The sequence below is a fragment of the Paenibacillus lautus NBRC 15380 genome, assembly GCF_004000945.1.
GTDB lineage: Bacteria > Bacillota > Bacilli > Paenibacillales > Paenibacillaceae > Paenibacillus_AQ > Paenibacillus_AQ lautus.
On the sequence record NZ_BIMF01000002.1, the window covers coordinates 73,656 to 98,139 of the forward strand.

General features: G+C 46.7%; 22 protein-coding genes. 11 read left to right on the forward strand and 11 right to left on the reverse strand.

The features are described 5' to 3' along the window. Positions 1-47: 47 nt before the first annotated feature. The 3 genes from PLA01S_RS03820 to PLA01S_RS03830 all read right to left on the reverse strand — a co-directional run bounded on the left by PLA01S_RS03820 (position 48) and on the right by PLA01S_RS03830 (position 7,518). Entirely contained in the window at positions 48-1,151 is a 1,104-nt protein-coding gene (locus tag PLA01S_RS03820; RefSeq protein ID WP_307719749.1) for a peptidylprolyl isomerase, read from the reverse strand. Positions 1,152-1,435: 284 nt separating this feature from the next. Then, entirely contained in the window at positions 1,436-2,788 is a 1,353-nt protein-coding gene (locus PLA01S_RS03825) for an amino acid permease (protein WP_127590163.1), read from the reverse strand. A gap of 275 nt (positions 2,789-3,063) precedes the next feature. Continuing rightward, positions 3,064-7,518, reverse strand: coding sequence for a glycosyl hydrolase family 8 (locus PLA01S_RS03830; protein ID WP_246059308.1), 4,455 nt, complete (start codon positions 7,516-7,518; stop codon positions 3,064-3,066). 285 nt (positions 7,519-7,803) lie between these two features. On the opposite strand from PLA01S_RS03830, the gene PLA01S_RS03835 reads away from it, so the two are divergent. Continuing rightward, positions 7,804-8,589 (forward strand): AraC family transcriptional regulator, encoded by a 786-nt coding sequence (locus PLA01S_RS03835; RefSeq protein ID WP_272868134.1) that lies wholly within the window; start codon positions 7,804-7,806, stop codon positions 8,587-8,589. A gap of 146 nt (positions 8,590-8,735) precedes the next feature. On the opposite strand, the gene PLA01S_RS03840 is transcribed toward PLA01S_RS03835, so the two are convergent. The 4 genes from PLA01S_RS03840 to PLA01S_RS03855 form a co-directional block, all read right to left on the reverse strand. Next, a complete protein-coding gene (locus tag PLA01S_RS03840; protein ID WP_246059309.1) occupies positions 8,736-9,296 on the reverse strand; it encodes an alpha/beta hydrolase in 561 nt (186 codons plus the stop codon). Positions 9,297-9,578: 282 nt separating this feature from the next. Continuing rightward, complete coding sequence (locus PLA01S_RS03845) at positions 9,579-9,959, reverse strand: c-type cytochrome (RefSeq protein WP_127590166.1); 381 nt, start codon at positions 9,957-9,959, stop codon at positions 9,579-9,581. A 32-nt stretch (positions 9,960-9,991) separates the two neighbouring features. Next, on the reverse strand, positions 9,992-11,704 hold the full coding sequence (locus tag PLA01S_RS03850; protein WP_127590167.1) for a GMC family oxidoreductase: 1,713 nt from the start codon (positions 11,702-11,704) through the stop codon (positions 9,992-9,994). Positions 11,705-11,734: 30 nt separating this feature from the next. Beyond that, positions 11,735-12,496 (reverse strand): gluconate 2-dehydrogenase subunit 3 family protein, encoded by a 762-nt coding sequence (locus PLA01S_RS03855; protein WP_127590168.1) that lies wholly within the window; start codon positions 12,494-12,496, stop codon positions 11,735-11,737. Positions 12,497-12,619: 123 nt separating this feature from the next. On the opposite strand from PLA01S_RS03855, the gene PLA01S_RS03860 reads away from it, so the two are divergent. Genes PLA01S_RS03860 through tatC form a run of 3 tightly spaced genes read left to right on the forward strand, consistent with a single transcriptional unit; the run spans position 12,620 to position 14,243 of the window. Then, positions 12,620-13,300: a hypothetical protein gene (locus PLA01S_RS03860; protein ID WP_127590169.1), complete on the forward strand. Its 681-nt coding sequence runs from the start codon at positions 12,620-12,622 to the stop codon at positions 13,298-13,300. Between the two features lie 17 nt (positions 13,301-13,317). Further along, a complete protein-coding gene (gene tatA / locus PLA01S_RS03865; RefSeq protein WP_100536978.1) occupies positions 13,318-13,503 on the forward strand; it encodes a twin-arginine translocase TatA/TatE family subunit in 186 nt (61 codons plus the stop codon). Next, a complete protein-coding gene (gene tatC, locus PLA01S_RS03870; RefSeq protein WP_127590170.1) occupies positions 13,500-14,243 on the forward strand; it encodes a twin-arginine translocase subunit TatC in 744 nt (247 codons plus the stop codon). The genes tatA and tatC overlap by 4 nt, the downstream gene beginning before the upstream one ends. A 103-nt stretch (positions 14,244-14,346) precedes the next feature. Here the strand turns inward: tatC and PLA01S_RS03875 are convergent, their stop codons facing one another. Together PLA01S_RS03875 and PLA01S_RS03880 are read right to left on the reverse strand one after the other, a co-directional pair. Continuing rightward, positions 14,347-15,141, reverse strand: a complete 795-nt coding sequence (locus PLA01S_RS03875; protein ID WP_127590171.1) for an SDR family NAD(P)-dependent oxidoreductase — start codon at positions 15,139-15,141, stop codon at positions 14,347-14,349. Between the two features lie 161 nt (positions 15,142-15,302). Continuing rightward, entirely contained in the window at positions 15,303-16,358 is a 1,056-nt protein-coding gene (locus tag PLA01S_RS03880) for an AraC family transcriptional regulator (RefSeq protein ID WP_127590172.1), read from the reverse strand. Positions 16,359-16,834: 476 nt separating this feature from the next. On the opposite strand from PLA01S_RS03880, the gene PLA01S_RS03890 reads away from it, so the two are divergent. From PLA01S_RS03890 to PLA01S_RS03900, 4 genes are read left to right on the forward strand one after another with little or no spacing between them, the layout of a single operon-like run. After that, the gene (locus PLA01S_RS03890; RefSeq protein ID WP_127590173.1) at positions 16,835-16,972 is read left to right on the forward strand and encodes a winged helix-turn-helix transcriptional regulator; all 138 of its coding nucleotides are present in this window, start codon (positions 16,835-16,837) and stop codon (positions 16,970-16,972) included. Positions 16,973-16,989: 17 nt separating this feature from the next. Beyond that, a complete protein-coding gene (locus tag PLA01S_RS31850) occupies positions 16,990-17,220 on the forward strand; it encodes a hypothetical protein (RefSeq protein ID WP_164817293.1) in 231 nt (76 codons plus the stop codon). Between the two features lie 45 nt (positions 17,221-17,265). Beyond that, complete coding sequence (locus PLA01S_RS03895; RefSeq protein ID WP_127590174.1) at positions 17,266-17,838, forward strand: TetR/AcrR family transcriptional regulator; 573 nt, start codon at positions 17,266-17,268, stop codon at positions 17,836-17,838. Further along, the gene (locus PLA01S_RS03900) at positions 17,835-18,248 is read left to right on the forward strand and encodes a DUF5367 family protein (protein WP_127590175.1); all 414 of its coding nucleotides are present in this window, start codon (positions 17,835-17,837) and stop codon (positions 18,246-18,248) included. Before PLA01S_RS03895 ends, PLA01S_RS03900 begins: the two co-directional genes overlap by 4 nt. Positions 18,249-18,330: 82 nt before the next feature. Here PLA01S_RS03900 and PLA01S_RS03905 read toward each other — a convergent pair whose 3' ends face one another. Continuing rightward, on the reverse strand, positions 18,331-18,876 hold the full coding sequence (locus tag PLA01S_RS03905) for a glutathione peroxidase (protein WP_127590176.1): 546 nt from the start codon (positions 18,874-18,876) through the stop codon (positions 18,331-18,333). A gap of 269 nt (positions 18,877-19,145) precedes the next feature. Between PLA01S_RS03905 and PLA01S_RS03910 the strand changes: the two genes are divergently transcribed. The 3 genes from PLA01S_RS03910 to PLA01S_RS03920 are packed head-to-tail and all read left to right on the forward strand — an operon-like array spanning position 19,146 to position 23,047. Beyond that, the gene (locus PLA01S_RS03910; RefSeq protein ID WP_127591031.1) at positions 19,146-20,669 is read left to right on the forward strand and encodes a spore germination protein; all 1,524 of its coding nucleotides are present in this window, start codon (positions 19,146-19,148) and stop codon (positions 20,667-20,669) included. A gap of 34 nt (positions 20,670-20,703) precedes the next feature. Beyond that, positions 20,704-21,921: a Ger(x)C family spore germination protein gene (locus PLA01S_RS03915; protein ID WP_127590177.1), complete on the forward strand. Its 1,218-nt coding sequence runs from the start codon at positions 20,704-20,706 to the stop codon at positions 21,919-21,921. A gap of 34 nt (positions 21,922-21,955) precedes the next feature. Then, complete coding sequence (locus PLA01S_RS03920; protein ID WP_127590178.1) at positions 21,956-23,047, forward strand: GerAB/ArcD/ProY family transporter; 1,092 nt, start codon at positions 21,956-21,958, stop codon at positions 23,045-23,047. 105 nt (positions 23,048-23,152) lie between these two features. Here PLA01S_RS03920 and PLA01S_RS03925 read toward each other — a convergent pair whose 3' ends face one another. Further along, the gene (locus PLA01S_RS03925; RefSeq protein WP_127590179.1) at positions 23,153-24,484 is read right to left on the reverse strand and encodes a sensor histidine kinase; all 1,332 of its coding nucleotides are present in this window, start codon (positions 24,482-24,484) and stop codon (positions 23,153-23,155) included.

A 24,484-nucleotide genomic window follows, 5' to 3' on the forward strand; every position in this document is an offset into this window, starting at 1 on the left:
CAACTTCATTCCTTTCATTTTTATTTATGTAAATGCCAAATTGGCGGTTACATTTGGAATTTTCTGTACAGCTCCTCATTCAATACAACCTGCGCATCGGTTACCCGCTCACGTATGTACTCCTCGTATTTGTTATCGATATAGTCCTTTAACACTTGTTCTCGAAATTCGTCAAATGCCAGATACTTGGAACCCTTCTGACCTTTCTCAATGCATTGGATTAGATAGAAGTGGCCGTTCTCTTCAACAATTTCGCTAACCTCTCCTGGACGAAGGTTGGCTGAAGCTTGAGCTACCGGACTTCTAGCGTTGTGCCTGTAGCTGTCCAAGTTATATAACTGCTCCGTAACCTGGTCACCTTGATTGATGTCCTTGGCTGCTTGCTCAAATGAAATCCCGGATGAGATTTTCTCCTTGGCAGTCTCCATCTTTTTTTTCTTCTGCGTTTTAAGAAGTGTATCGACATTCCGATTTGCATCAAGAAAAGATAACGATAATTGTCGTACCTTCACCGTTGCGGGTGCATCGTACAGCCTTCTCTTATTCGCCTCGTAAAACGTAATCAGCTGTTGTTCATTCGGCTTCCAGTCATGTTCCATCAGCTGGTTTTTGACCGATAAGGTTGTGTTCCCCATCATATATTCAAAATAAGTTTCCTCCGTATATTGAGCGGGACCGAAAACAACCTGATGATTCTTGATTGCTTTTTGCCTTCTCTCGTTTTCAAGGTTGAAGTTTTGTACAAAACCGTCGTAACTAATATCGGAAAGCACTCCCTGCTCTTTGGCAAGGATCTGTCGAATTTTAAGATTCATGCTATCTTCCAGCGCCTTCTTTTTGATCAACTCAAGCGGGATTTCATTTCCGTATGGCGTGGACCAAAATGCGGCCGACTGGGCAGCATCATATTTTTCATGGAAATAGTTGATAATTCCAGCTCTATTGGCTTGAATGGCTCTTTGAAATTCGCTTATATGAATCTCTACACCGTCAACTGTCGCGATATAGGTGTCTTCATGATGTGTTTGTGTAATTTCACGCTTTGCGATAAAAATGATAATCACCATGATCAAGATTAAGATTCCGGCTAGGAACAGCCATTTCAGACTGCAAAATTTATGTATCATCATACCCATCAGCACCCTCGTCATTAGGATTTTTTAATGAACACGATCCTACCTAGACCACTGCAAATTTATGTATAATTCATTATAATTTCCATAAGTAAGCGCTATCAATTTCTCCTTTTTTACATTCCTTTCACTTTCTTTACTTGTTCCCACGCATAAAAAAAGCGACAGAGGATTCATTCCTCTGCCGCCTTCTCTTTCGTACTTTCCGTTTTCTTAATCGCAGCCATGCGGCTCACAACCGGATCATGACTCCATTTCCGCTTGTCCGATGACCATGAAGTGGAAGCCCGTCATCCATTCCGTTATCCGTTTCTGCTCTCGTTCTTGAATTTCATGATGGACCAGACAACCAATAACAGCAGAACGGACAGACATACACTGATGCTGACCCGATTCTGCCCATCTATAAGGAAAAGAACCGTGATTACCGAAAGGCAAAGCGCAGTAATCCCAGTCACATAAGGGAAACCCCACACCTTGAAGCTGGGCTGCATCGGATAAGCTTTTCGAAGCTTCAGCTGCGAGAAGCAAATGCAGATCCATACCAGCACCACAACGAAGCCCGGAACCGCCATCAAGATCCGAAACAACTGGTCTTGCGCGATCAGTCCCAGCAGGGAGCCCGCCAAAAGAATGATTGCACAAAGTTTCAGCGTATTAAGGGGAATGCCTTTGCTCGTGGTCTTGGCCAGGCTCCGGGGAGCCTCCCCGGCGGCTGCCATGGAATAAATCATGCGCGTCGCACCATAGATGCCGGAGTTGGCTGCCGACAGCACGGCCGTTACCAATATGAAATTCATAATATGGGCCGTGCCCTGCAATCCCGTAGCGGATAACACCTGAACGAAAGGACTTGCCTCCCCTCCCAGTTGGTTCCACGGAATCAATCCGCATATGATCAGGATGGGCAGCGTAAAGAACAAAATCACCCTTAAAATAAAGTTGCGCACGACTTTAGGCAGGATTTTCTCCGCATTTTCGGTTTCGGTTAATGTGAGACCGATCAGCTCGGAACCTCCATACGAAAAGGTAACGACAAGCAGAGCCGAGAAGATGGCGAACCACCCATTTGGCAAAAATCCGCCGTGAGCGGTGAAATTTTGAAGATACGGGGTGTCCGAACTTGGAATAATGCCAAACATAAGAAAACTTCCCAATACAATAAAACTAATAATCATGGCGATTTTGATCCCGGCAAGCCAGAATTCCACTTCGCCAAAACTTCCAACACTCATCATATTGATTAAAATAATAAGCGCCGCACTTGCAAGGCTCAGCAGCCACAGCGGAACCTCCGGAAACCAGTATTGCAGAAAGCTGCCTGCCGCAATCACTTCAATTACGCATACTGACAGCCACATGAAACAATACATCCAGCCCATGACAAAAGAAACCCGTTTTCCAAAGGCTTCCCGAACAAAATCTTTCATATTGCGGCCCGGATATACCGTTGCCATTTCCGTCATGGCTCCCATAACGACCAGAAGAAGCAGTCCTGCAAAGATATAAGAGAAAATAACGCCCGGACCGGCGAGACTGATCGTCTCCGCACTTCCTTTAAATATGCCGGTGCCGATTACACCGCCCATCGCCATAAAGCTGATATGCCTTGGCCTCAATTTCTTCTGTAATGAAACTTCATCTTGTTTTGCCATTCACATATCCTCCTGATGACTTTCAAATTAACCTATTGATAAGTATAACCTTTTCTGCTAAGGAAACAACTTAAGAAATTCGCAAAGTTAAGAAGGAAGCATGATAGTTCTAATGCCTCTTATTCCTTGATAACGGTTAACAGGTTGTTAGCGAGAGCGGACTTATAAAGAGCCTGGGTGGCCCCAGGCTCTTCATTCATCTCGGTATGATTGCAGCTAGCTTTTGCGATTAATACGTGTACAGTGCTTTTGGGATGGCCATCATCGCATTACATTCATTGCTTCCCCGTCGAGACGATTCGGACATTGCTAATTTTGGACATGTTGCCGGAAGTATCGTACGCAACGATAAAATATTGATACGTTGTATTCGGCGTCAAGCCGCTATCCTTATAATCCGTCGTATTCGACGTTCCAATAACGCTATTATTCCGATAAACCTTATACTCTGCAATTCCAGCATTATCGAAAGATGGAATCCACTTCAGTTCTACGGATGAATCGGACACAGCTACCGCTTCTTCGATGGTTGGCTGCATCGGCGCTTCGGTGTCCGCGATGGTCGGTGACCACCAGTTACCCGAAACGACAATCATGCTTAGTAGACGCAGCGTATTCCCAAAGTATACGTCATCGTTCGTGGAGATGGAGGCATTGTGGTCCCATAATCGGTTGAGCCACGCTTGATTGGCCGGATTTATCATGGCGCTGACCATCATCGGCGCAGAAAATGATGTATCCGTATAATCCACGAGTGCTTTCGACCCGTCCAGCTTGTATCCTCCATATATTTTGCTTGGATCATCCCCGGTCACTTGGCGAATCCAAGACGTCATTTTATTGAGCTGCTCCTTGGCACGAGTTTCCCCAGTCATAAGAGCATCCGTGCCGATCCGCCAAGGAATACGCGAAGAGTTATAGCTGAAGTCCCCGTCTGTTTCAGACTCCAGGAATTCCGGATCTGCCGGTGCATAGCTGCCGTTTTTCTTCTCCACAAAGTCGGGCAGCAGCCCCGCATTCGGACTGTATTTTTTGTATACTCCTTCGCTAATGGAATAGGTTTTGTCGATGACCCGGTCCCAATTGGCGTCTCCGCTCGCGTTTTTAAAGTCTTTCAAATGCTGAAGCATAAAATCGGAAGGACGCGTAGCACTGCCATATTTAGCATCGTCGTCGCTCACCCAATCCGCAAGCTTCAAAGTCCACTCAGCGTGATTGACATCGCTCTTCATGATCGCGTCGATTACTTTTTTGGCTTCGGCCAAGTAATTGATCTCACCGTCGCTTCCCCACTGGCGATCCGCAAGGAGCAAAGCGTATGCGATATCCATATCACCATCCGTGGCCGAATCAACACCGCCGACATTCACGACGGCCTGACCTGTATCGCCCTGCTTCCAGGCCATAAGGTCCGGGTTGATCTTGCTCGGATGTGCTCTGAAATAGCGATATAGCCCGTCAAAATAAGCCTTGGCCTTAGGATCATGGCCCGCCATGTGTGCGGTGATCAGCATCCCGTATCCGTGCGCTTCCGAAACGGTCATCGGTTGATACTTGACTTTAAGCTCCTCGTCATATTCTTCTTGGAACCAGTCCCCGTCGGCATACCAGACGTAGTACTGATCCGGCTCCGAAGATTGAAGATACGGCTTCTTTTTCAAGTATTTCTGCTTCCATTCATCATACAGCCGGGAAACGGTTGCATCCAGCTGCGCTTGTTGCAGATGATTGGGCTTGATCGAGCCGGCGGTGTAAGCCGTATGCTGCGGGAACGGCTTGTAAGGCCCGGTGCCTTGCGAGGAAGGCAACGTTTTTAAGCGGATTTCTTCAGACGGCAGCGATTCGACTCCTCCCGCGGTGACGGCTGTCACCTTGTACCGATATTCCGTGTCGGGCGTCAGCCCGGTATCGATATACGTTATTTCCTTGGTTGTTCCATCGTGACGATCGTTACGGTAAATATGATACCGATCCGGCGCATTACCGGAAGGCGCTCTCCAGGTCAGGTCGATTTGGAAAGGAGACACGCCTTTACCCACCAAACCATCCACAGCAGATGGAGGCTCATTCCCCTCGGCATGATCCGACGTGCTTACCGTGACTGGACTGGAATTGTCTCTTCTGCCAACAGATTTGATCACCAGATTATATTGGATATCCGGATTTAATTTGTCGATGACGGCACTGTACTGCGACGTTCCCGACTTCAAGGGCACATAGAGGCTCCAATGCTTGCTGATCTTGTCATCCTTTTCGTAAATACGGAATCCTCTTACCTGCTCTTTGCTGGAAGAAGGTGTCTTCCAGGTCAACGTAGCCTTGGTACCTTGGAGTTTAACCTGAGCTCCCTCCACCGGATCCGGTTTGGTGTCAGTTCGTTTGATGCCGTAATGATCGTATACCTTCAGCCCATTTTTTCCGTATCCGCTCTTTCCTTCATCTTCAATAGCGGCCGTATAGGCATCGAATTTCAGAATTTGATCCGAAACCGACACATCCGTAAACATTTTTTTCTTCGGCTGGTTGTTAATTGCCGCGAAGTAATCGTCATACGGTTCGTTCTTGTAATAGAATTTGTTTCCAAATGCATTGGACATCAGATACACCGTTCCTTGAGGATTGACGACGTTGCCAGCTTCGTCTTTTTCCAGTTTTTTCGGATCGATGACCTTGTCCCCATACATTTGGAAGGAACGCATGTACATATGATCGTGAGCCTCGAACACCATATCAATGCCAAGCTCGTCAAAAACAGGAATCAGATTTTTTCTGTAAAATTTAACGCGATCCCCTTCCCATTGCGCGGAATTATCGCCGGCTGCATAAGGCGCTTTGTGAAGCGTGACGAACTTCCACTTCTTATCGGTCTTCGCCACCGTGTTCCGCATCCATTCAATCTGGTTCCAAAACTGTTCGTGCTGATCATCATCCCAGTCGACAGAGCCGTCTTCGTTCAGCTTGCCGTCAAACTGCGAGTTGTAGACCATGTAAAGCGCATCGCCGTATTCAAAAGAATAAACCGAGCCGTCATGTGTTGCATCCACCACTTTCCGTGGCAGATTGAAATGGTTGTAAAAGTTGTTATTCGGTGTCGTGGCATCCCCGTCCCAATCGGATACTTCGTGTCCGCCCAGTACGGGTACAAATGGCACTTTCATCAAATGCTCCTGCGCGAGCCCAAGCATCCACTGCCACTGCTCTTCCAGGTCGCCATTATCGACCAGATCGCCGGCATTGATCAGAAATTTGGGGTTGCCAATATGTTCGTAGGCTTTCTTGAAGGTATCTGCCCATGGTTCAAAGCCTGATTTGCTCGAGGCCTGAGAGTCGGCTCCCACGATAAAGCGATAAGGCTGCGGTGTCGCCGTATCAGTTTTAAACGATCCAACAGAGCTCCATATCGAACCATCGCCTACCCGGAATACATAATCGGTTCCCGGCTTTAACCCATTCGCGCTTGCTTTATGGCTGAAAAACGTTTTCTTCTTTCCGGTAGTTCTGTCACTCTTGGTCATATAAGTCGAAATTTCTTCCGAAGATCCGGTGAATTCAAGAACCCCCTCTTTCGGAAACAGGTTTCCGGTTCCCGTTGATTCGGCAACCTGGACTTTGGTTCCGGCCGGCGTATCCGTGTACCAAGCGAAAGCCATGCTCGTTCTTGGATCGCCGTTCAAGGTCATGTTAATGAGTTTCGGCGAAGAGACGGTTCCTACAGTCGTAAAACTCCACTCGATATTTCGAATCAGGGGGGAGCCGTCTTTTCCTTGGACCGCGGTTTGGGGAATGGTAACCCTGTAGCTTTTCCCTTGACCTAAACCTCCATGCCCAATACGTAAGGTCGTTTGGTTTATAACTTCGACGGAAAGACTTGGAACAGCCTGATTCTGGACATCCCGTACCGTGATGTCCTGTTTGGCCGTTAACGTGATCGGTTTGTTGAACTTAACCTCAATCGGCGTCGTCACGGATACCTTTTCCGCACCTTGTTCCGGAACATAGGATAAGTCGATGGTAGGCTGTTCAGGCGTTGTTCCGGATATCGGTTCCCCGGTTACGCGAATGTTCCGAATTTTACTGGAACCTCCCGATCCAATGCCGTTCGGATTATCTTTGGGGTTGGTTGGCTTATTGGAGTTAACCACCCAACGGATATACAGCATTTGCTTATCGTCTGCATTCGGCAGGGGGATGTTACGGAGTATGCAGGATTGATTCGGACAATTGTAACTTGAAACAATATTCATCTGTACAGTGCCTCCCGGTACGTCCGTCCATACCGTTCGGTCGGTGCTTACCTGTACTTTGAAATCGTTAGGAGCGGAACCCGAAGAGCTTTGCTCCGAGGATAGTTTGACATTCTTGTAGGCTGAAGTAGAAACCATGGCCAACCAATACTTCTTGCCCTGGCCATTGTCCCAGCCCTGATAGCTGATGTCTTGGGCTTTGCTGTCGTAGTATTCGAAATATCCTCCGAACTGTTGGAGGATGGAGGAAGACATGTTTTGTCCTCCGGTTGCAGGATGGACGCCTCCTTCTCCCTTGTTCTTGAAGACCCATTCAGCGATTAAGGCCTCGGCCGCTTTCCCCGGTCCATCGGAGGCTAGCTCGGGCTTGGACGTCACGGAGTCGGCATGGGAATTTGCCGGCAATGTCCAGGGGATCAACAAAAATGCTAAAAACAATAAGACCATCCGCTGTGAATTCCTTCCTCTTTTCTTCTTGATTCGCATGCTTTGCAACCCCTTTCCCGTTCAACTTGAACGGCTTGGCTTGAGGATTCGATTGAATCCCGCCTTCTTGAATATATCCCATGTTTTCTCTGGATTCTCGCGGAATCTTATCTAAAAATGGCCATTTTCAACATATATTGCTGTGAATTTGATTAACAATTCAAACGGCTTCGGGTACAATGAGGATATCATGACCTAGCTGGATTCCGTGAGAGGTGATATGACATCAACTTTTTTTGCTCTGATCCCTTTTATATCAGTCGAGAGAGCAAATCCCGGTCAAGCATTCCTTCATTCCACTATCACGACGCTTATGAAATTTTGTATATTGTCTCGGGCGAGCTGCATTATTGTATTGGAAGCCAGCCGTTTCAGCTCGTGGGCGGTTCCATGCTGCTCATTCGCAAGAATGACGGGCACCGTCTGATCAATCCTAACGGGGCCCCATTTGAAAGAGTAACGCTGCTCTTTCAAGAAGAGTTTTTAGGCGGGTTATTAACCGAGGATTCGTCTTTTCATCCCCTCTCCCCTTTCCAGTTAGGTTCCGGTTCCATCCGGTTAAAGGGCCAGGAGCAGGGGTATGTCGAAGGGATTTTTGCGAAGATGGCCGCCGAATCGGCAAACGGATATCCCGAGTCGAATTTCTATCTCAAAATCCTGTTGTCCGAGCTTTTGGTGTTCATCCACCGTATTCTAAACAGCGGCCGTCAATACATAAATGTCTCTACCAACCAGGTCCATCAGCGCATCTCCCATATTGCCCACTTTATCAATCACCACTATGATCAGCGCCTGACATTAGAGGAACTCACGAGCCGATTCCATGTAAGTCCCTCTCATCTTAGCCGAACCTTCAAAGAATCAACGGGATTTACCCTGATCGAGTATGTGAATAACGTAAGAATCAAGCAAGCGTGTCATTTGTTGAAAGAATCCAATTTGCAGGTTTCCGATATCGCCGAAAGCGTCGGCTTCGAGAATTCTACCCATTTCGGCCGCACGTTTAAAAGCATAATCGGTCTCTCTCCTCTGAAATTTCGTAAGAATCATCAGACGGATATACGGCCGTAAAGCAACAAAGAGCCTGAATTCCTTCTAGGGAATTCGGCTCTTTGTCCTATAACTCTTCCTCACCACTTTGACCATTTACATGATGAGGCAGCAAATGACACAACCTAGACGCACTATTAGTTTACATAATATTTATTACGTAACTTTCAGTTTCCAGGGTACAATTCATGGATTTTGGATACCAGATCTACTGAATTGGTATGGAACGCTTCGTTTGAATCCGTCCAGGCCGATTTCAGAAAGTAAGAGGCATGAAACCGCCATCCCTGATGATCCGGATTAAAATCCAGTTGAACCTCACGCCCCGGCCTTCCACGATACACCCTGGAACCCGGTTTGCGCCAACTTCCAATTCTGGTGATCCTGTCCGGATTCTGGCCCGTGATATATGTAAACCGGTCATTGTAGGGAATGTCCTTCAAATAAAACTTTGGACATCCCACAGCAAATACATGGACTCCTTGAAAGTCGTATTTCTCCTCCAAATAAAGCCCAACCTTATAAGCGATCACGCCTCCGGCGCTGTGACCGATCAGGATCAGTTGATCCGCACCTGCTGCATGCTCGCGGAGGATCTGTCCTGCGTTCACTACCCGATGCGAATACTCTCGAACCACGTCATATCCGACTTGAGTAAGCTGCCGGGCTAGCAAACGGATCAACGCGGAACCCGATATGCCGTTTGCCATTCCATACGGAAAAATCATCACAATTTTGGCATTTGGATATCTAAGGGCTATTTCGCTTGCAGCGTCTTCAAAATTATTCCGATAGGTCAGGATGCCGGCAAAAAAACAAACCACCGTTCTGCACTTTATTGAACATGTGCTATAGGAGGATACGAACGCCTCTGTCATGACTTCACAGTCCACCTCCAAAAAAGTGTTCCATTCTTACGTTGAATCATATGAAGAAACCCCCATGATAACAACGCGATTCCTATCTGCATTGTAGCATGAGGGTCCTCAATATTTCATTTTTTGTTCACCTTATTTTTTTGCAGCCAGCCATTGGGACAGCACATTAATTTCGTCTTCCGTCAGCTTGCCTTGGAATGCCGGCATTCCATTGCGTCCATTCGTAATAATACCCGCAATTTCGCCAGCATCGTACTTGGACCCTACGTTTTGCAGGCTTGGGAAATTCCCGCCCCCAGCCAAGTCTGTTGCGTGGCAAGCCATGCAGTTGGCATTGTAGAGCGACGTTGCTTCAGCATTGCCGGCATCTCCGCCGGTTGCTCCCTCTTGTGGAGCCTGTCCCCCGTTTTCAGCAGGAGCAGGCTCGGATGTATCATTGCCGCCGCCGCATGCTACCGCTGCAAAAGCAAAAGTTGTCAAAAGCATAACAAACAGTAACCCTTTTTTGAACATTTCTGAAACTGCCTCCTTTTGTAAAATGCAGGCTACACTAATAGCCCGCCCTTTTTGCTGTACTCCAGAATTCCATCCACGGTGCGATAAGCAAGAGCTCCGACCGTTCCGGTCGGATTATAGCCGCTATTATGCGGGAAAGCGGATGCGCCTACTACAAACAAATTTTCCATATCCCACATTTGCATGTAATTGTTGACGGCCGAATTGCCAGGGTTCTCTCCCATAATCACCCCGCCGGTATTATGAGTCGATTGGTATGTCGTAATTTCGTAAGGTCCCAGTTCCTTCAATTTCATAATGTTTTGGCCTCCCATCTCCTGCACGATCTCCGCGCAGCGATCGGACAGATACCTGGCCAATTGGCGGTCCTGCTCTTCGAAATCAAACGTGATTCGAATCAACGGGTCTCCGTAAGCATCCTTATAGGTGGGATCCAAATCCAGGTAGTGATGCCGAAAAGGCATCGAAGAACCTTGAGAGCCCACGGTTAGTACGCTGTTGGCATACTTCAAGGAATTCGCCTTAAATTCTTTTCCCCAACGCGGTGATTCCTCCGGTACCGGATTGTTTTGGATTGGCCTTTGACCGGTTACCGTATGGGCAATGTTCCCCCCATGTATGAACTTCAGGTCCGAGTGATCGAAATTGTCGCCGTTAAAATCGTCCAAGCTCATCCCTAGGCTTCCCGCACCGGCAAACAGATTGAATTTGTCCTCAAAAAATCCGGCGGCAGTCCCCTTGATTACCTGATAGGCATAGTTTTTGCCAATCACGCCCGTCCCGCTGGACGAGTCGTATGGTTTGCCGATTTTAGACAGGAGCATCAAACGAGTATTGTTAAAGACGTATCCCGTGGATACTACGATATCCGCCGGCTGTTCGATTTCCTCTCCGGTCGTTAGGTCCGTGTACATGACACCCGTTGCCTTACCGCCCTTATGCAGAATTCTTCTAACATAAGAATGGGTGCGAATTTCGAACTTTCCGGTTTTTTTCGCAACAGGAATCACGGTAACGACAGGATCCGCTTTCGCTCCGTATTCGCAGCCAAACCGCTCGCAGTATCCGCAGTACTGGCAGGCCGCTCTTGAAATGCCATCCGGGTTCGTGTAGCTTTCCGACAGATTGGCTGAAGGCACCGTATAGGGGTTGAGCTTCAGATTTTTCGCCGCTTCTGCAAACATCTTCATAGATGGCGTGTGGAGCATAGGCGGGGTCGGGTAAGGATTCGAACGTTTCCCTGCCATGGGATTTTCCTCGCCGGAGATGCCGGTCGTCTTCTCGAACTTATCAAAAAACGGCTCGAGCTGATCGTAGGTGATACCCCAGTCCTGGATCGTCATTTCCGGCGGTATTTTATCTTTCCCATATCGTTCTTCCGTCATGCTCCGAATTTTAAAATCGTAGGGCAGGAAACGGAACGTTTGCCCGTTCCAGTGTACGCCGGCTCCACCTAGTCCCTCCCCTAACAGAAACGATCCATACTGCCTCATCGGCAGTGCACGTACTTTTTCGGTGCTCCGAAATGTAATCGTTTCTTTGGAGAGGTCCTGCATCAAATCGTACCGAAGCGCGTAACGGAGTTCATCGTGAGCCATGTAATAGTCTTCCGTTACCCTTTCTTTACCTCTTTCCAATCCGACAACGGATAATCCCTTCTTGGTCAATTCCGAAGCGATAATCCCGCCAGCCCAGCCGACGCCGATAATGACAACATCCGTTTTCGGTAATTTTTTGGCCATATGTGTACTCCTTTCGCTATATATGAGCGGTTATAGGTGATCCTTTAAGCTCTTCGGCGGGATCACGGTGAATTCTTTATCAATGATGTTGGTATAAGCCATTTGGTTACCCGGATATTGACGCATGACCCAGCCCTGCATGTTTTTATTGCCGCCGTATAACGGATCACTATAAACCCCTTCCAATGTGCTGCTGCGCAGCAGATTAAAGAACCCGCTGGCAGAGATTGTTGTCAATTTGACCTCATCGTTCTGAAAGGCAGTTAACACGGCATCCTGTTCCTCTGGCGCCAGGCTGGGGAAGTCTTTTTGATACTTTTTCTGGCTGTAGTTCTGAATCTCGCGGAGACCGATGTAGAATATCTCTCGCCGTCTTAACCGGCCCTGATAGCCTTGCGTTTTCTCTCCAACATAGAAAGGGGGCTGCATATAATCTCTTGCATTGAAGCCCCAATCACCGGCCAACTGATGGTCGATGAAGAATGCCGCGCCCAGCTCTTTGGCGCCCGGACCATTCTCATCCGCAGGAAAAATGCGCTCTACGGCTGCTTCCGTGATCCTGTATTGTTCCTGGTTAAAAAACATTAATGCTTGGTTGTAGTTGTTTTCATTCTGCGCAGGCGCTGGCGCTGCAGGCGGGGTTTCCCGCTTCGGCAGCAGATATCCGAGTACGCCGCCCAGTACGACACCTCCCACGGCATAACCGGAGTTTCTCAGAAACTTCCGCCGTGACATCGTCTGCGAGCCGTCAGGCTTCGCTGGTTTGGTTTGTTGTTCGTCTTGTTCGCTCAAACTTTCAGCACCCCTACTCTTCATCATTTTGAATAATGGGTATTGTCCCCATCAAATTTTCATTCATACATTATTCTCCATCCGGGCATGATAAAATTACTACCGATATGGAGGCGAATGCTCATGAAACCATTGTGGAGCAGATGGAAAGGTCCCCTCCTGGGATCCGTACTGCTTCTTTCATTAACAGCCTGCTTGAATCAAACAGACAATCAACAAAATGCTCAATCCACGCAGCAAGGTAATGCTGATGCCGTTCATCTGCACAGTACCGATGTGATTCCAAGTTATCACGGACCGAAAACCGAAACGACCAACGTTTATGGCAATAACACAAGCGGTATGGGCATGTCCGTGTACAGCATGATCGGTTCATCCAGCCTGCATGAGGGCGGTGTCTCTTCCCATGTACAGTCAAGACTTGCAGGTCTAGGCATTGATGGGGTGAAAGCTTTTGTCCTCAATGACACGATTGTTCTGGCACGCGCAGAATCACAGGTTTCGTCCAACCACTATGACAACATGCAGCAGAAGGTGTTAAGTCAGACAGAAGGAATGTCAGGCAAAGGCGAGCCGGATGAAGGCGTAAGCGGGGCAAAGATTGCGGACAACGATAATATGTCGCAAGCCAAGGAGCAAGTGAAGAACATGTTTAATGAAGAAGTGCAAATTCTAACGGTGACGAATCCGCAAGCTCCTGCGCTGATAGACCGCATTGCCACGAAACTGCATGATTCACCGCGCGACGAGTCGATAGCCAGGGATATTTCGGAGCTGCTTCGGATGGCTTCGGATAAAAAATAGGTAAAGGAGTTGATCATATGCCTTTAGGAAACATCGGCGTGACAGGGCTGATCCTCATTTTGTTGATCGCCTTGATTATTTTCGGACCTTCGAAGCTGCCCGAACTGGGCCGCGCCTTCGGTCGAACACTGAGCGAGTTCAAAAACTCAACACGTGAACTGGTTTCAAGCGAAGATATCCAAGATGGAGATAAATTGAAATGACCCCGCACGAGCAGGGACAAGAACAGGAGCAGCATATAATAGAGCACTTAACAGAGCTCCGCAAGCGGATTCTCATCACATTGGGCACCTTTTTGGTAGCCCTTTGTGCCGCTTTTCTATATGTTGAACCGCTGTATGAAATGCTGACTCGGGACGTGGAGGGTCAGCTTCAAGTGCTGGGACCGACGGACGTGATTTGGGTATACTTCATGATTGCAGGGGTTATAGCTCTTGCGGTGACGATGCCTGTTGCCGGATTTCAGGTATGGCGATTCGTTGTGCCCGGCTTGAGTACCATTGAGCGGCGTGCTTCACTGGCGTATATCCCCGCAATCGGTGCCCTTTTTCTATTGGGCTTGGCCTTTGGCTACTTTGTCATTTATCCCATGGTCCTGTCCTTCCTGGATTCGCTGTCGCACCATTTCATAACAGCATATACCGCCGAGAGATATTTCCGTTTTATGGTGCATATGACCGTACCGTTCGGTGTGCTGTTCGAAATGCCCGTTGTCATCATGTTCTTGACCTCGATTGGCATTCTGAATCCGCTCCGCTTAGCTAAAATGCGGAAAATCGCCTATTTTCTGCTGACGATAGCAGCCGTCACCATTACACCGCCGGATATCGTGTCGGACATCCTCGTTATTGTTCCCCTGTTCCTGCTATATGAGATTAGCGTTGGATTGTCTCGCATTGTATATCTCAAAAGGCAGTCCAAGCTGGAATTGATAGGCGAATAAACCCGGTACAAATCAGTGACGCTGCTTACGGATACTAAAAAAAGCTTGGAGATCTGTTTTAGATCCCAAGCTTTAACTATGTGCAGACCTATTTTAATAATAGTTAGAAAATCGTAGGCACCATTCCCCCATCCATCCGGATTGGAGAACCCTTAAAAGCGGATGCGTAAGGACTGCATAGGAATGCTGCCAGCCTACCTATTTCGATAGGCTTGATAAATCGCTGTATTTCAGATTGAGGCAGGTTTGTAACCATAAATTCTTTTTCTTTTTCAGAAAAAGTCATATTTTTATCAGGGTACAACCTTTCAATGATTCGCTGCACATTCTCTGAGAGGGTGGGTCCGGGCATGATCGTATTGACGGTTACTTCTGTTCCCTTAGTTAATTTGGACAAGCTCTTTGACAAGGATAGCAGCATGGATTTCGTCATGCAGTACTGAGGCATTTGTCCTGAAGGCATAACGGCTTCTTCGCTTGCTATAAAAATAATGCGTCCATCATCACGCTTCAACATCTGAGGCAAGTAAAATTTAGTTAATCCATTAGCAGCAAGAACATTCGTACGGAAATATTTCTCCCATACCTCATCATCCACATCCTCATACTGCATAATCTCATAAATACCCATGTTGTTAACTAAAATATCCACTGTGGGATACTTTTCAAACAATGCTTCTCTTTGCTTCGAATCCACGATATCGGCGGTAGCATTTTGAGGAGAAGTCGCCGGGAACTTGGACTTGATGTCATTCACGGTTTGCTCGACCTCTTCATGATTTCGTCCATTAATGAGTACATGAACACCTTCTTTAGCTAGTTCAAAGGCAATGGCCTTACCTATTCCTTTTGATGACCCAGTTACTAGAGCCGTTTTATTGTTTAATCCCATATCCATAAAATAATCATTACTCCTTTGCGATCCGGATAGTGATTATATTACTTTGTCAGGAATGTGGAGTAACTAGCATATAACGCCAAAGTACTTGTACAACACGCCAATTGTGAATATTAAAGTAACCTGCAACCTCTCTACAGCATTCGTCTAATTTGTGAACGCTATGAATCCATTGTCAGCATTCCGTGCCGTTGTTCTGATAGCGAACCGGTACTGAAATGTTCAGTACGCCAATTCGATGGAGTATCTCCTTCCCAAAGACGGAAAGCACGGTAGAACGAGTTCTGATCCTCATATCCAATCAAAAAGGCTACTTCTTTGATATCGAGCGAAGGGTCTGCCAAGTACTCGATGGCCTGTTCATGTCTAGCTTGTGACATCAGTTGCTTGAAGCTCGTGTTTTCATCCGTTAGCCTGCGCTGTAAGGTGCGATCGCTCATATTGAGCTCCTTCGCCACAGATTGAATGTCAGGGCGTCCTGCTGTGAGACAGCGTTTGATGATCCACTTTACCATCTCGGTAATAGAGCGATTACTCTGAAGTTCATCAAGCGATCGGTCCAGTGCGGGAGTCAGGATCTCCAGCAATTCTTCGTTGTACGAGAGAAAAGGTCGGTCCAGATCTCTTCGAAAGAGTGTCAACCGGTTACATTTTGCGCCCGTCCGGATCCGACAGCCAAAATAAGCTTCAAGCGCCTGTACATCGCCCATAGGCTGCGAAAATTCGACCAACTGCGCGGTCAAAGGTTGACCTGTGCCCCGGCGTCCAAGCTCCAAAAGACATGCCAGTGTGATACCAACAAGCAGAGACGGACCGGGCTGCTCGCCTAGATTCAGCCACTCCAGCTCGATGGTACAGCGTTCGCCATCCTCGTTGATAAGCAAGCCTTCGGGTGGACATAGTTGTTTATACCGAGCCATCCGGTTTAGAGCATCGCGGTAGTCACGAGCGTGGTATGGCGCTAAGACGGTCGGTGGGTACTTCGCCGTTTCAAAGACGGTCGCAAGTTTGATTATGGCTTGGGCAGTGTCCCCAATGAGATCGGAATAAGCCTCCCAGATCGCGAAATATTGGGCGGTAGTGACTATAGGTTCCGTAATGATGATAAGCGGTAATTGTGCTTGTCGAGCTACGTCATGGGCGGCAATCCCTAATTGATGTAATCCTTCCCAAAATCCCAGCGGGATTTTAATTCGGTCAGAGGTGTAAGTCTCCATATATAGGGCTCCTTTAGCTGCTGTTTATTGTAAGTGTAAATATTCCTTGATTCCGTCCAGGATGGAGCTTGCCATTCTGTATTGAACTTCCTCTGTCAGCATTGCTTTCTCTTCTTGCGGATTCGTTCACAATATCCGCCATATGATAGCTTACTGAGCCATCATTCGAAACGTTATTATACAGCAAAATCATGATTATTGCAGACCATATAAAGCTTCATTTAATCAATTCTAATGTTAGGCGAAGCAGCCTTTCGGATTGATTATTGTTTAATATAACTTGAGCAATATCTAGTTTTTTGTTTTGTTTATAAGCAGTTAGCGAATCTTTAGGCGGCGACTTTATGAAATGAAGAATGGGTTCTACTGCTTTCTGGACAGGCAGACCGATTATTTTATAAATGAACTTGACCAATATTTTTAACAGCTTGTTATCGAATGCTTCCGTCGCCCCTTTTGTTTGAACTCCTCCGGGATTGAATAATTTATACTTTACATTATCCGTCGAGTATTCCCTGACAGACAAGGGAAAGGATTTCCTTCGGGTGTACTATACCATGCAAGATTGGGGAGAGAAGTGGAAGGGTTATGATACACAGGAGAACGAGAGCTGAACGCCCAAGATCGTTAGATGATTAAGCTAACGGATTACGACAGCTCAATTTACCACTTTTGGGCAACATGGAAATTATTTTCTGTAACCAATCCCGAACTTAAACGAGCTTTTAGAAAAACAGGTGCGTTAAATGTCCTTAAATTGGCTCTGAATTATCCTACAGCGCAAGAAGTGGCCAAGGTAACTCAGCAAACTATGATTCCGATTCCTCAATTTGACAAATCGAGTTTATTTTTTATACATTAGAGTTAGTTGTTTGAATAACTTACTCATAAGGAAGGTGAACCGGTCATGGCGAAACCCAATGTAATCAGCAAACAAGAGCTGCTCGAAGCTGCCCAAAAGTGTGTTGCAGAAAAAGGTATGGATAAATTAACTTTGAAAGCAGTGGCCGAACAAGCAAATGTCAGCCAAGGGACGGTCTATTATCATTTTCGAACGAAAGAGCAATTAATCATTGAACTCGTTGAAAGCCTATGTAATGCTTCATGGGTTTCACTGGAGCAAAACAATCGATCTATTGAAGAAGCCATACTAGAAGCCAAAGAACGATGCGATTATCATTCTGTTTATCATCGATTATTTTTCTCGTCATTAGCTGCTAGCTTTCAAATCAAAGAGAATCGCAGCCGTATGGGTGCCATGATTCAAGAGGAAAACCAACATCTGACTCACATTCTTACTGCACGTTGGGGTGAATCACCGATAAAGGAAATCACCTTGGAGCATTGGGGCATTTTAATGAACGCATTAATGGATGGGCTGGCCGTACAAGCTCTGCTGGATGAGGATTTTCCAAAAGACGAAATTTTTCATGCATTGCAAGTATTTTTTGATTTCATGTCCAGCGAGGTGAAGAAATGAACAGCACTCGGACAAACAGACAGCGTCATAGCTTCTTTTTGGCATGGGGATTCGTCCTTTGGCTTGCAGCGACGGTTATCTTTCATTTCTGGGGAGATTGGTTGATTGATGTCAGGCATCCCATTCGAACCGCTGTCAGCTTTATTATCGCGATCCCCTTGATTTACGGATGTATCGCTCCTTTGTTTTCCTCCCTCGATATTCCGTATTCAGAACGCCCCCGCCTTTCCGTCTACATTGCTTTGCCTGGCATGTTGTTAGACATTCTGTCGCTACTCTTCCACTCTGTCATTTTCCCGGTTATTTCAGTGGAGAGCATCCACGTGCTGGCCGCTTGGCTATTCTGGGCATACAGCTTGATATTTCTGGTAGGGCTGAGACCTACAAGGATGGCTACTCGGCGCTATTAGGCAGCTCATTATCATATACGTTATTGTTCTCGGACGAAAGACGGCTTTTAATGCCGTCTTTTTTTCTTTCGAGTGATCGATTTCAGAGAAGCGATACGATAACCGGTTCGATCTCACGTGGCTCAGTCACAGTTTCATATCGCCCCGCTACGTTACCGTTACGGTCGATCAAAAATTTTGTGAAATTCCACTTGATTCCGTCACCAGCGTATAAATCCGGGTATTTTTCCAGCAGGAAATCCTGCATCCAGCGCCCGCTCGAGGTTTGTGTGTCGAAGCCTTGAAACGGCGCTCGATGCGTAAGATATGGAAACAACGGGTGAGCCGACGGTCCGCGAACCTCTACTTTTTCAAACAAAGGAAACGTCACTCCAAATTGCCCCTCGCAATATTGTTGAATCTCCGCGTTGCTCCCAGGCTCTTTTTCATTGAATTGGTTGCACGGAAAACCGAGTATTTCAAAGCCCTGTTCACGGTGAAGCTCATAAAGCTGCTCAAGATCAGCAAATTGACGAGAATAGCCGCATCTGCTGGCAGTATTAACGATAAGAAGAACCTTGTCGCGGTATGTTGATAATTCTACGGGCTGGCCGAGAATGGACTTGGCTTGAAATTGATAAATGGACATCGGTCACACTCCTTCTTGCTTTTTATACAAAGATCATAGAATCAAGAGGTGTTATAGGTCCAATATATAGTTTGAATAACGCTTATAGATATACACAATAAATCAATGCGCTAGATGCTCAAACCAACCGAATATTAAACCAGAATTAGGGAACGATTAGATCGTACGAATCATTGTTAAAGCGAGCTGATCACATGCCATTGTTCAAAAAATCAAAGAAAACAAAATCCAAACCAGATCGATCTCAACAAAATCATCAAACGAATCAAATGCCGGCCCCCTCCCCCCTCTCCGATCACTTGGATCAGAATTTGCACTTGCTCAGGGAGCAGACCGGTAACAGCCGAGATATCATTATTCGTACGTTACAACATATTTTCGGAAGCGACCGTACCATTGCGGTCATTTATATCGATGGGCTGGTGGATACGCTTACGATTAATAACTCGATCATGCAATCTTTAACACCAAAAGATTACCATGAAAAGTTGCAGACATCCGACCCAACTGAGATCCTCTCTATGATCAAAAACCGATTCTTATCCATCGGCAGCATTAGCGATTTGGATAATATGGGTCAAATCATCTCCGCCGTACTTGAAGGCAATACCGTCATTCTCATAGACGGATCATGCCACGGCATTATGGCAAGCTCTACAGGAGGCGAAGAGCGCGGCGTAGAAGAGCCCCAATCTCAAACCGTTGTTCGCGGTCCAAAGGAAGGATTCACGGAAAATATCCGTACCAATACGGCTTTAATCCGTCGGAAGATTAAAAGCCCGAATCTCTGGATCGTGGATCGAAAGATTGGCCGGGTCACCCAAACGCATGTTGCCGTCATGTATTTGCATGGTATCGCCAATGATAAGGTGGTACAAGAAATACTGAATCGATTAGACCGAATTGATACCGACAGCATTCTGGAGAGCGGCTATATCGAAGAATTTATTCAAGACAATACGTTCACCCCCTTTCCTACCATTACCAACACGGAGCGCCCCGATGCGATCGCCGGTGCGATTCTGGAAGGGAAAGTGGCCATTTTGGTTGATGGAACTCCCTTTGCGCTGATTGCCCCCATCACCCTATTTAAGCTTTTTCAATCGAGTGAGGATTACTATCAAAAATTCGATATCGCCACCTTTTTGCGTCTCTTACGCATCATTTCCTTTGTTGTATCGATGCTTCTTCCTTCGCTTTATATTGCTATCTCAACGTTTCATCAAGAAATGCTGCCAACTACGTTGCTGATTAGCCTTGCGGCCCAGCGGGAAGGCATCCCCTTTCCGGCCGTTGTCGAAGCGCTGGCTATGGAAATTACATTCGAAGTATTAAGGGAAGCCGGCGTTCGAATGCCGAGAGCTATGGGTTCTGCGATATCCATTGTAGGTGCTTTGGTGCTGGGGCAAGCGGCAGTCCAGGCCGGTTTAGTATCTGCTGCCATGGTGATCATTGTTGCATTCACGGCCATTGCCAGCTTTGTGGCCCCGTCCGTGAGCATATCGAACTCGGCAAGATTGCTTCGTTTTGGTTTTATGATACTGGCGGCGACATTAGGGCTGTTTGGCATTATGGCTGGATTAATCGCGATGTTAATTCATTTATGCGGTTTACGTTCATTCGGCTTGCCCTACCTCGCCCCGTTCGCTCCATTTATCCCGTCAGACCAAAAAGACGTCTTGGTTCGTGTTCCATGGTGGGCCATGCTGGCAAGACCGACCTTAATCAGTCAGAACAACCGGAAACGGCAAAAAATGAGTCCGCGACCATCGCCTACCGAAGACAGGAAGTAATCAACAACCGGTAAACTAGGAGGTGAAGAAATAGATGAACCGTAAACTTAATCTCCTGATTCTTACCGTGATCCTTCCGTTCTTGCTAAACGGCTGCTGGGATAGCCGGGAGCTTAACTCGCTCAGCATTGTATCTGCAACATCCATTGACCGAAGCAATGACGAATGGGTCATTTCCTTCCAAGTTGTCATCCCGCAGTCCATTGCTACCCAGACAGGCGGTGGAGCCGGCGGCAGCCAATCTCCGATCACCATCTTTTCGACGAGGGGTAAGACGATTCGTGAAGCCATGCAGAATGCCAATCTAGAAGCACCTCGAACGCTCTTTTTTGCCCATAACTCCATTTTGATATTGAATGAGCAGGTCGCGCGGAAGGAAGGAGTACGGCAAATTCTTGATTTTTTCCTCCGCCCCTTGGAAAGCAGGGAAACGATGTCTGTTCTCCTGACCAAGGGCAAAGCCTCAAATCTATTAGAAGTACTTATTCCATTAGAGAAAATAACGGGAAACGCGATTCAACGAGTCATTACGCAAGGTCAAGAGAATCTGTCCCAGGTTAAAAATATTAAATTGATCGATTTTGCATCGATGATCGCAAATCCTTACCGAAGTGCCGTCGTTCCAGAGCTAAAGGTTTCCGGCGATCAAGAGGAACAATCCACCCTGGATGCCCTCAAGTCAACCCGGAATAAAGCGGTAATCAAACTTGGGGATCTGGGGGTCTTTCGAGGGGACAAGCTGGTTGGATGGATGAAGCGGGAAGAAAGCAGAGGGGTTGCTTGGCTGTCGAACAGCGTCAAAAACTTGATCATTGTGTTTCCTTGCAGTGATCGAGAAAATACTCAACTATCGAGCTACCGGGTAGTCCATTCATCGACCCAGGTGGAGCCAGTCATGGTAAACGGATCTATAAATATGAGGGTACACATTGAAACGAAAGGTGCCCTTGATGAAACCAGCTGTACGATGGATTTAACAAAGCCGGATGTCATAACGAAACTTGAGGAGACGATTACCGAACAAATCAAGGACGAGATAGGGACAGCTTGGAAGAGGATGCAGGAATTGAATACCGATCCGGCAGGCTTCATGGATATGATTCATAGAAGGTACCCTTCGGTAAGCAGACGATTATCAACGTCCGAACAACCGCTTCAGGAACTGGAACTCAACCTGAACATCAAAGTGACCATTGAGCACACGAATATGATCAATAAACCATTCTCAAATTTGATTGAACCGAAGAATTAACCGGCATTCGATCCCATGAATAAGGAGGTTCAACATGGAGAAAATCGGTAAATACCAAATCATTGCCATGACCATCTTGTTTATGATTGGCAGTACCCCGTTGTATGAGCTGGGGATCGATGCTAAGCAAGATGCATGGCTTGTCATGTTGGCTGGAATGATCGCGGGATCATTGTTGCTATATGTCTATCTATATATTCAGAACAGAAATTCGGATCTTAGTCTTCCCCGAATTTTGAATCAACACTTGGGCAAGTATCTAGGCTCATTCATTACTACAGCCTATGTCGTTTATTTTTCGTATGAATCCATGAGGAATACCCGGGAGTTCTCGGACATTATCAATATCTCCTTTCTCCCCAGTACGCCGCTGTACATCCTTATTCTTTTGATGGTCGTGCTGTCCGGCTACGCCGTATCAAAAGGCATTGAGGTTTTCTTTCGTGTCGTCGAATTCATGCTTCCTTTCACTCTAATAGGCTATATGCTAATCATCATCATGTTCCTCGGATCGAACATCATTCATCTTGAGCGCCTTTTGCCCATATTAGAGAATGGCATTCTGCCAGTGTTGCGTGCTTCCTTACCGGAGGTGATTAGCTTTCCCTTCGGACAAATCGTGGTATTTCTCATGTTTTGGAGTCATCTCGACGACAAGAAAAAGCTGTCCAAAGCATCTGTTTCTGCTTATATTTTCGTCGGCATCTTTTTATTGCTATTCAACATTTTAAACCTTGCTATTCTTGACCCTTCGATTACTAGTATTTCGACTTTTCCGCTGCTTCGTTCTGTCCGTCTCATCCAAATCGCCAATTTCCTTGAACGTTTGGATCCTTTGATTATCATGCTGATTTATATTGGAATTTTCGTTAAAATGACGGCATTCTACCTTGGAGCCGTGCTTGGACTTTCGAGTTTAATCAAAGTGAGCCATAAAAAATTAACGGTGATCGTGGGTGCCTTCATTTATGCCATTTCGTTTCTTTCCCCCAACTTTATATATCATATCTGGATCGGATTTAATCAAAATTTGAAATATCATTTTCCTATTTTTCAGATCTGGATACCACTGATACTAGCGTTGATTATTCTAGTCAAAGGACCTCGTTCATCCAAGCCCGGGTGATTAGAATTGTCCACAAGGACACTTTCATGCAAACCAAAAAGCCGCGTTGTCGCGGCTTTTTTAGCGTGTAACAAATCGTGTGTACCAAAGGACACCCAAACCCATCTAATCAGATGCTGCTGCAGGGAACCATCCTTCAAGCAGTGCTCCTCCTTCCGGATGATTGCTTGCGGCTAGTTCGCCTCCGTGCTGCCTAACAATTCTTTGTGAAATGGTTAAGCCTAATCCGCTTCCACCTGTTGAACGACTTCTGGATGCTTCCCCCCTATATAGAGGTTCGAATACGCGCTCAAGTTCTTCCGTAGAGAAGCCCGGCCCGGTATCGCGTAACGTAAACTTAACCTTATTGCCATCCTTGTTACACTGGACTTGGATTTCACCACCCGCTGGCGTGTGTCTGACGGCATTATCCAAAAGATTGTTCATGGCACGTTCTAATAAATGCATATCTCCATTGATAGTGCAGCCATCTGTTACATGGAATGAGATCGAGATGCCTTTTTGCCGAGCCAGCGGACTTAGACTGTCCCTTGAATTCCGGATTACCTGGTTAAAATCAACCGTTTTATGGTTCAGTTCCGACTCCACATACTCCATTTTTGTAAAGGTGAAAAGGTCCTCTACCAAACGATCCAATTGTGCCGATTTATCCTTGCAAACCGCCACATATTGGGTCATTTTCTCCGGGGATTGTGCGATCCCTTGCTCAAGTCCATCCAAATAGCCACGCAAAGCGAACAACGGTGTCCGTAAATCATGCGCCGCAGCAGCAATGACGAATCGGCGTTCCTCCTCCAATTCGGCCTGTTTCCCATAGGACTGCTCCAGTCCCTTCACCATAACATCGAATCCGTCGCGGACTTCAGCGATTTCGGTGACCCTGGACATGGGTAACCGAACCTCCCAATCCCCAGTTGCAATTTGTCTAGCTGCGATTCCCATCTTCTCGAGTGGTTTAAGAACGAATCTTCTCATTTCCATTCCGACGACAAAGATCGCAAGCAGGAGCCCGATAAAAGCCGACATGACTTGAACTTGATTGGATTGAGGCAAATACAGAATAACCCTTCCCAGCAATTGGCCGTCCTCTATGACAGAGAACCGCTCGGTCGATAACGTAGTGCCTCGTCGCTCCGGATTGGAACGATAAATTTCCTGATCTGCTGCGGATTGAATGAGAACATCCATCTTCGCTTCGCGCAGCGCTGTATACAATTGGTTTTGCCAGTTCGGATCCGACCATTGGTCTGTGTCCGTTTCAATTCGCTGAGTCATCTCCGATATATTTCGTTGCAGCGTTTCGTTTTGAAGCCGACCTTTTTCGAAGCTGAGCGTCTTGGTTTCCATAAAGTGTGCGGCAACAAAGAAGATCCAAGGCAATAAGAGGATAAAGAAGAAGCAAAGCATTGTAAACGTACGAATGCGGAGTGACCTCAT

Bases quoted from the DNA above. Each gene is read 5' to 3' on its own strand.
- PLA01S_RS03820 (WP_307719749.1), bottom strand. From the start codon at position 1,151: ATGACGAGGGTGCTGATGGGTATGATGATACATAAATTTTGCAGTCTG.
- PLA01S_RS03825 (WP_127590163.1), bottom strand. From the start codon at position 2,788: ATGGCAAAACAAGATGAAGTTTCATTACAGAAGAAATTGAGGCCAAGG.
- PLA01S_RS03830 (WP_246059308.1), bottom strand. From the start codon at position 7,518: ATGCGAATCAAGAAGAAAAGAGGAAGGAATTCACAGCGGATGGTCTTA.
- PLA01S_RS03840 (WP_246059309.1), bottom strand. From the start codon at position 9,296: ATGATTTTTCCGTATGGAATGGCAAACGGCATATCGGGTTCCGCGTTG.
- PLA01S_RS03845 (WP_127590166.1), bottom strand. From the start codon at position 9,959: ATGTTCAAAAAAGGGTTACTGTTTGTTATGCTTTTGACAACTTTTGCT.
- PLA01S_RS03850 (WP_127590167.1), bottom strand. From the start codon at position 11,704: ATGGCCAAAAAATTACCGAAAACGGATGTTGTCATTATCGGCGTCGGC.
- PLA01S_RS03860 (WP_127590169.1), top strand. From the start codon at position 12,620: ATGAAACCATTGTGGAGCAGATGGAAAGGTCCCCTCCTGGGATCCGTA.
- tatA (WP_100536978.1), top strand. From the start codon at position 13,318: ATGCCTTTAGGAAACATCGGCGTGACAGGGCTGATCCTCATTTTGTTG.
- tatC (WP_127590170.1), top strand. From the start codon at position 13,500: ATGACCCCGCACGAGCAGGGACAAGAACAGGAGCAGCATATAATAGAG.
- PLA01S_RS03875 (WP_127590171.1), bottom strand. From the start codon at position 15,141: ATGGATATGGGATTAAACAATAAAACGGCTCTAGTAACTGGGTCATCA.
- PLA01S_RS03880 (WP_127590172.1), bottom strand. From the start codon at position 16,358: ATGGAGACTTACACCTCTGACCGAATTAAAATCCCGCTGGGATTTTGG.
- PLA01S_RS31850 (WP_164817293.1), top strand. From the start codon at position 16,990: ATGATTAAGCTAACGGATTACGACAGCTCAATTTACCACTTTTGGGCA.
- PLA01S_RS03895 (WP_127590174.1), top strand. From the start codon at position 17,266: ATGGCGAAACCCAATGTAATCAGCAAACAAGAGCTGCTCGAAGCTGCC.
- PLA01S_RS03900 (WP_127590175.1), top strand. From the start codon at position 17,835: ATGAACAGCACTCGGACAAACAGACAGCGTCATAGCTTCTTTTTGGCA.
- PLA01S_RS03905 (WP_127590176.1), bottom strand. From the start codon at position 18,876: ATGTCCATTTATCAATTTCAAGCCAAGTCCATTCTCGGCCAGCCCGTA.
- PLA01S_RS03910 (WP_127591031.1), top strand. From the start codon at position 19,146: ATGCCGGCCCCCTCCCCCCTCTCCGATCACTTGGATCAGAATTTGCAC.
- PLA01S_RS03915 (WP_127590177.1), top strand. From the start codon at position 20,704: ATGAACCGTAAACTTAATCTCCTGATTCTTACCGTGATCCTTCCGTTC.
- PLA01S_RS03920 (WP_127590178.1), top strand. From the start codon at position 21,956: ATGGAGAAAATCGGTAAATACCAAATCATTGCCATGACCATCTTGTTT.
- PLA01S_RS03925 (WP_127590179.1), bottom strand. From the start codon at position 24,484: ATGAGGTCACTCCGCATTCGTACGTTTACAATGCTTTGCTTCTTCTTT.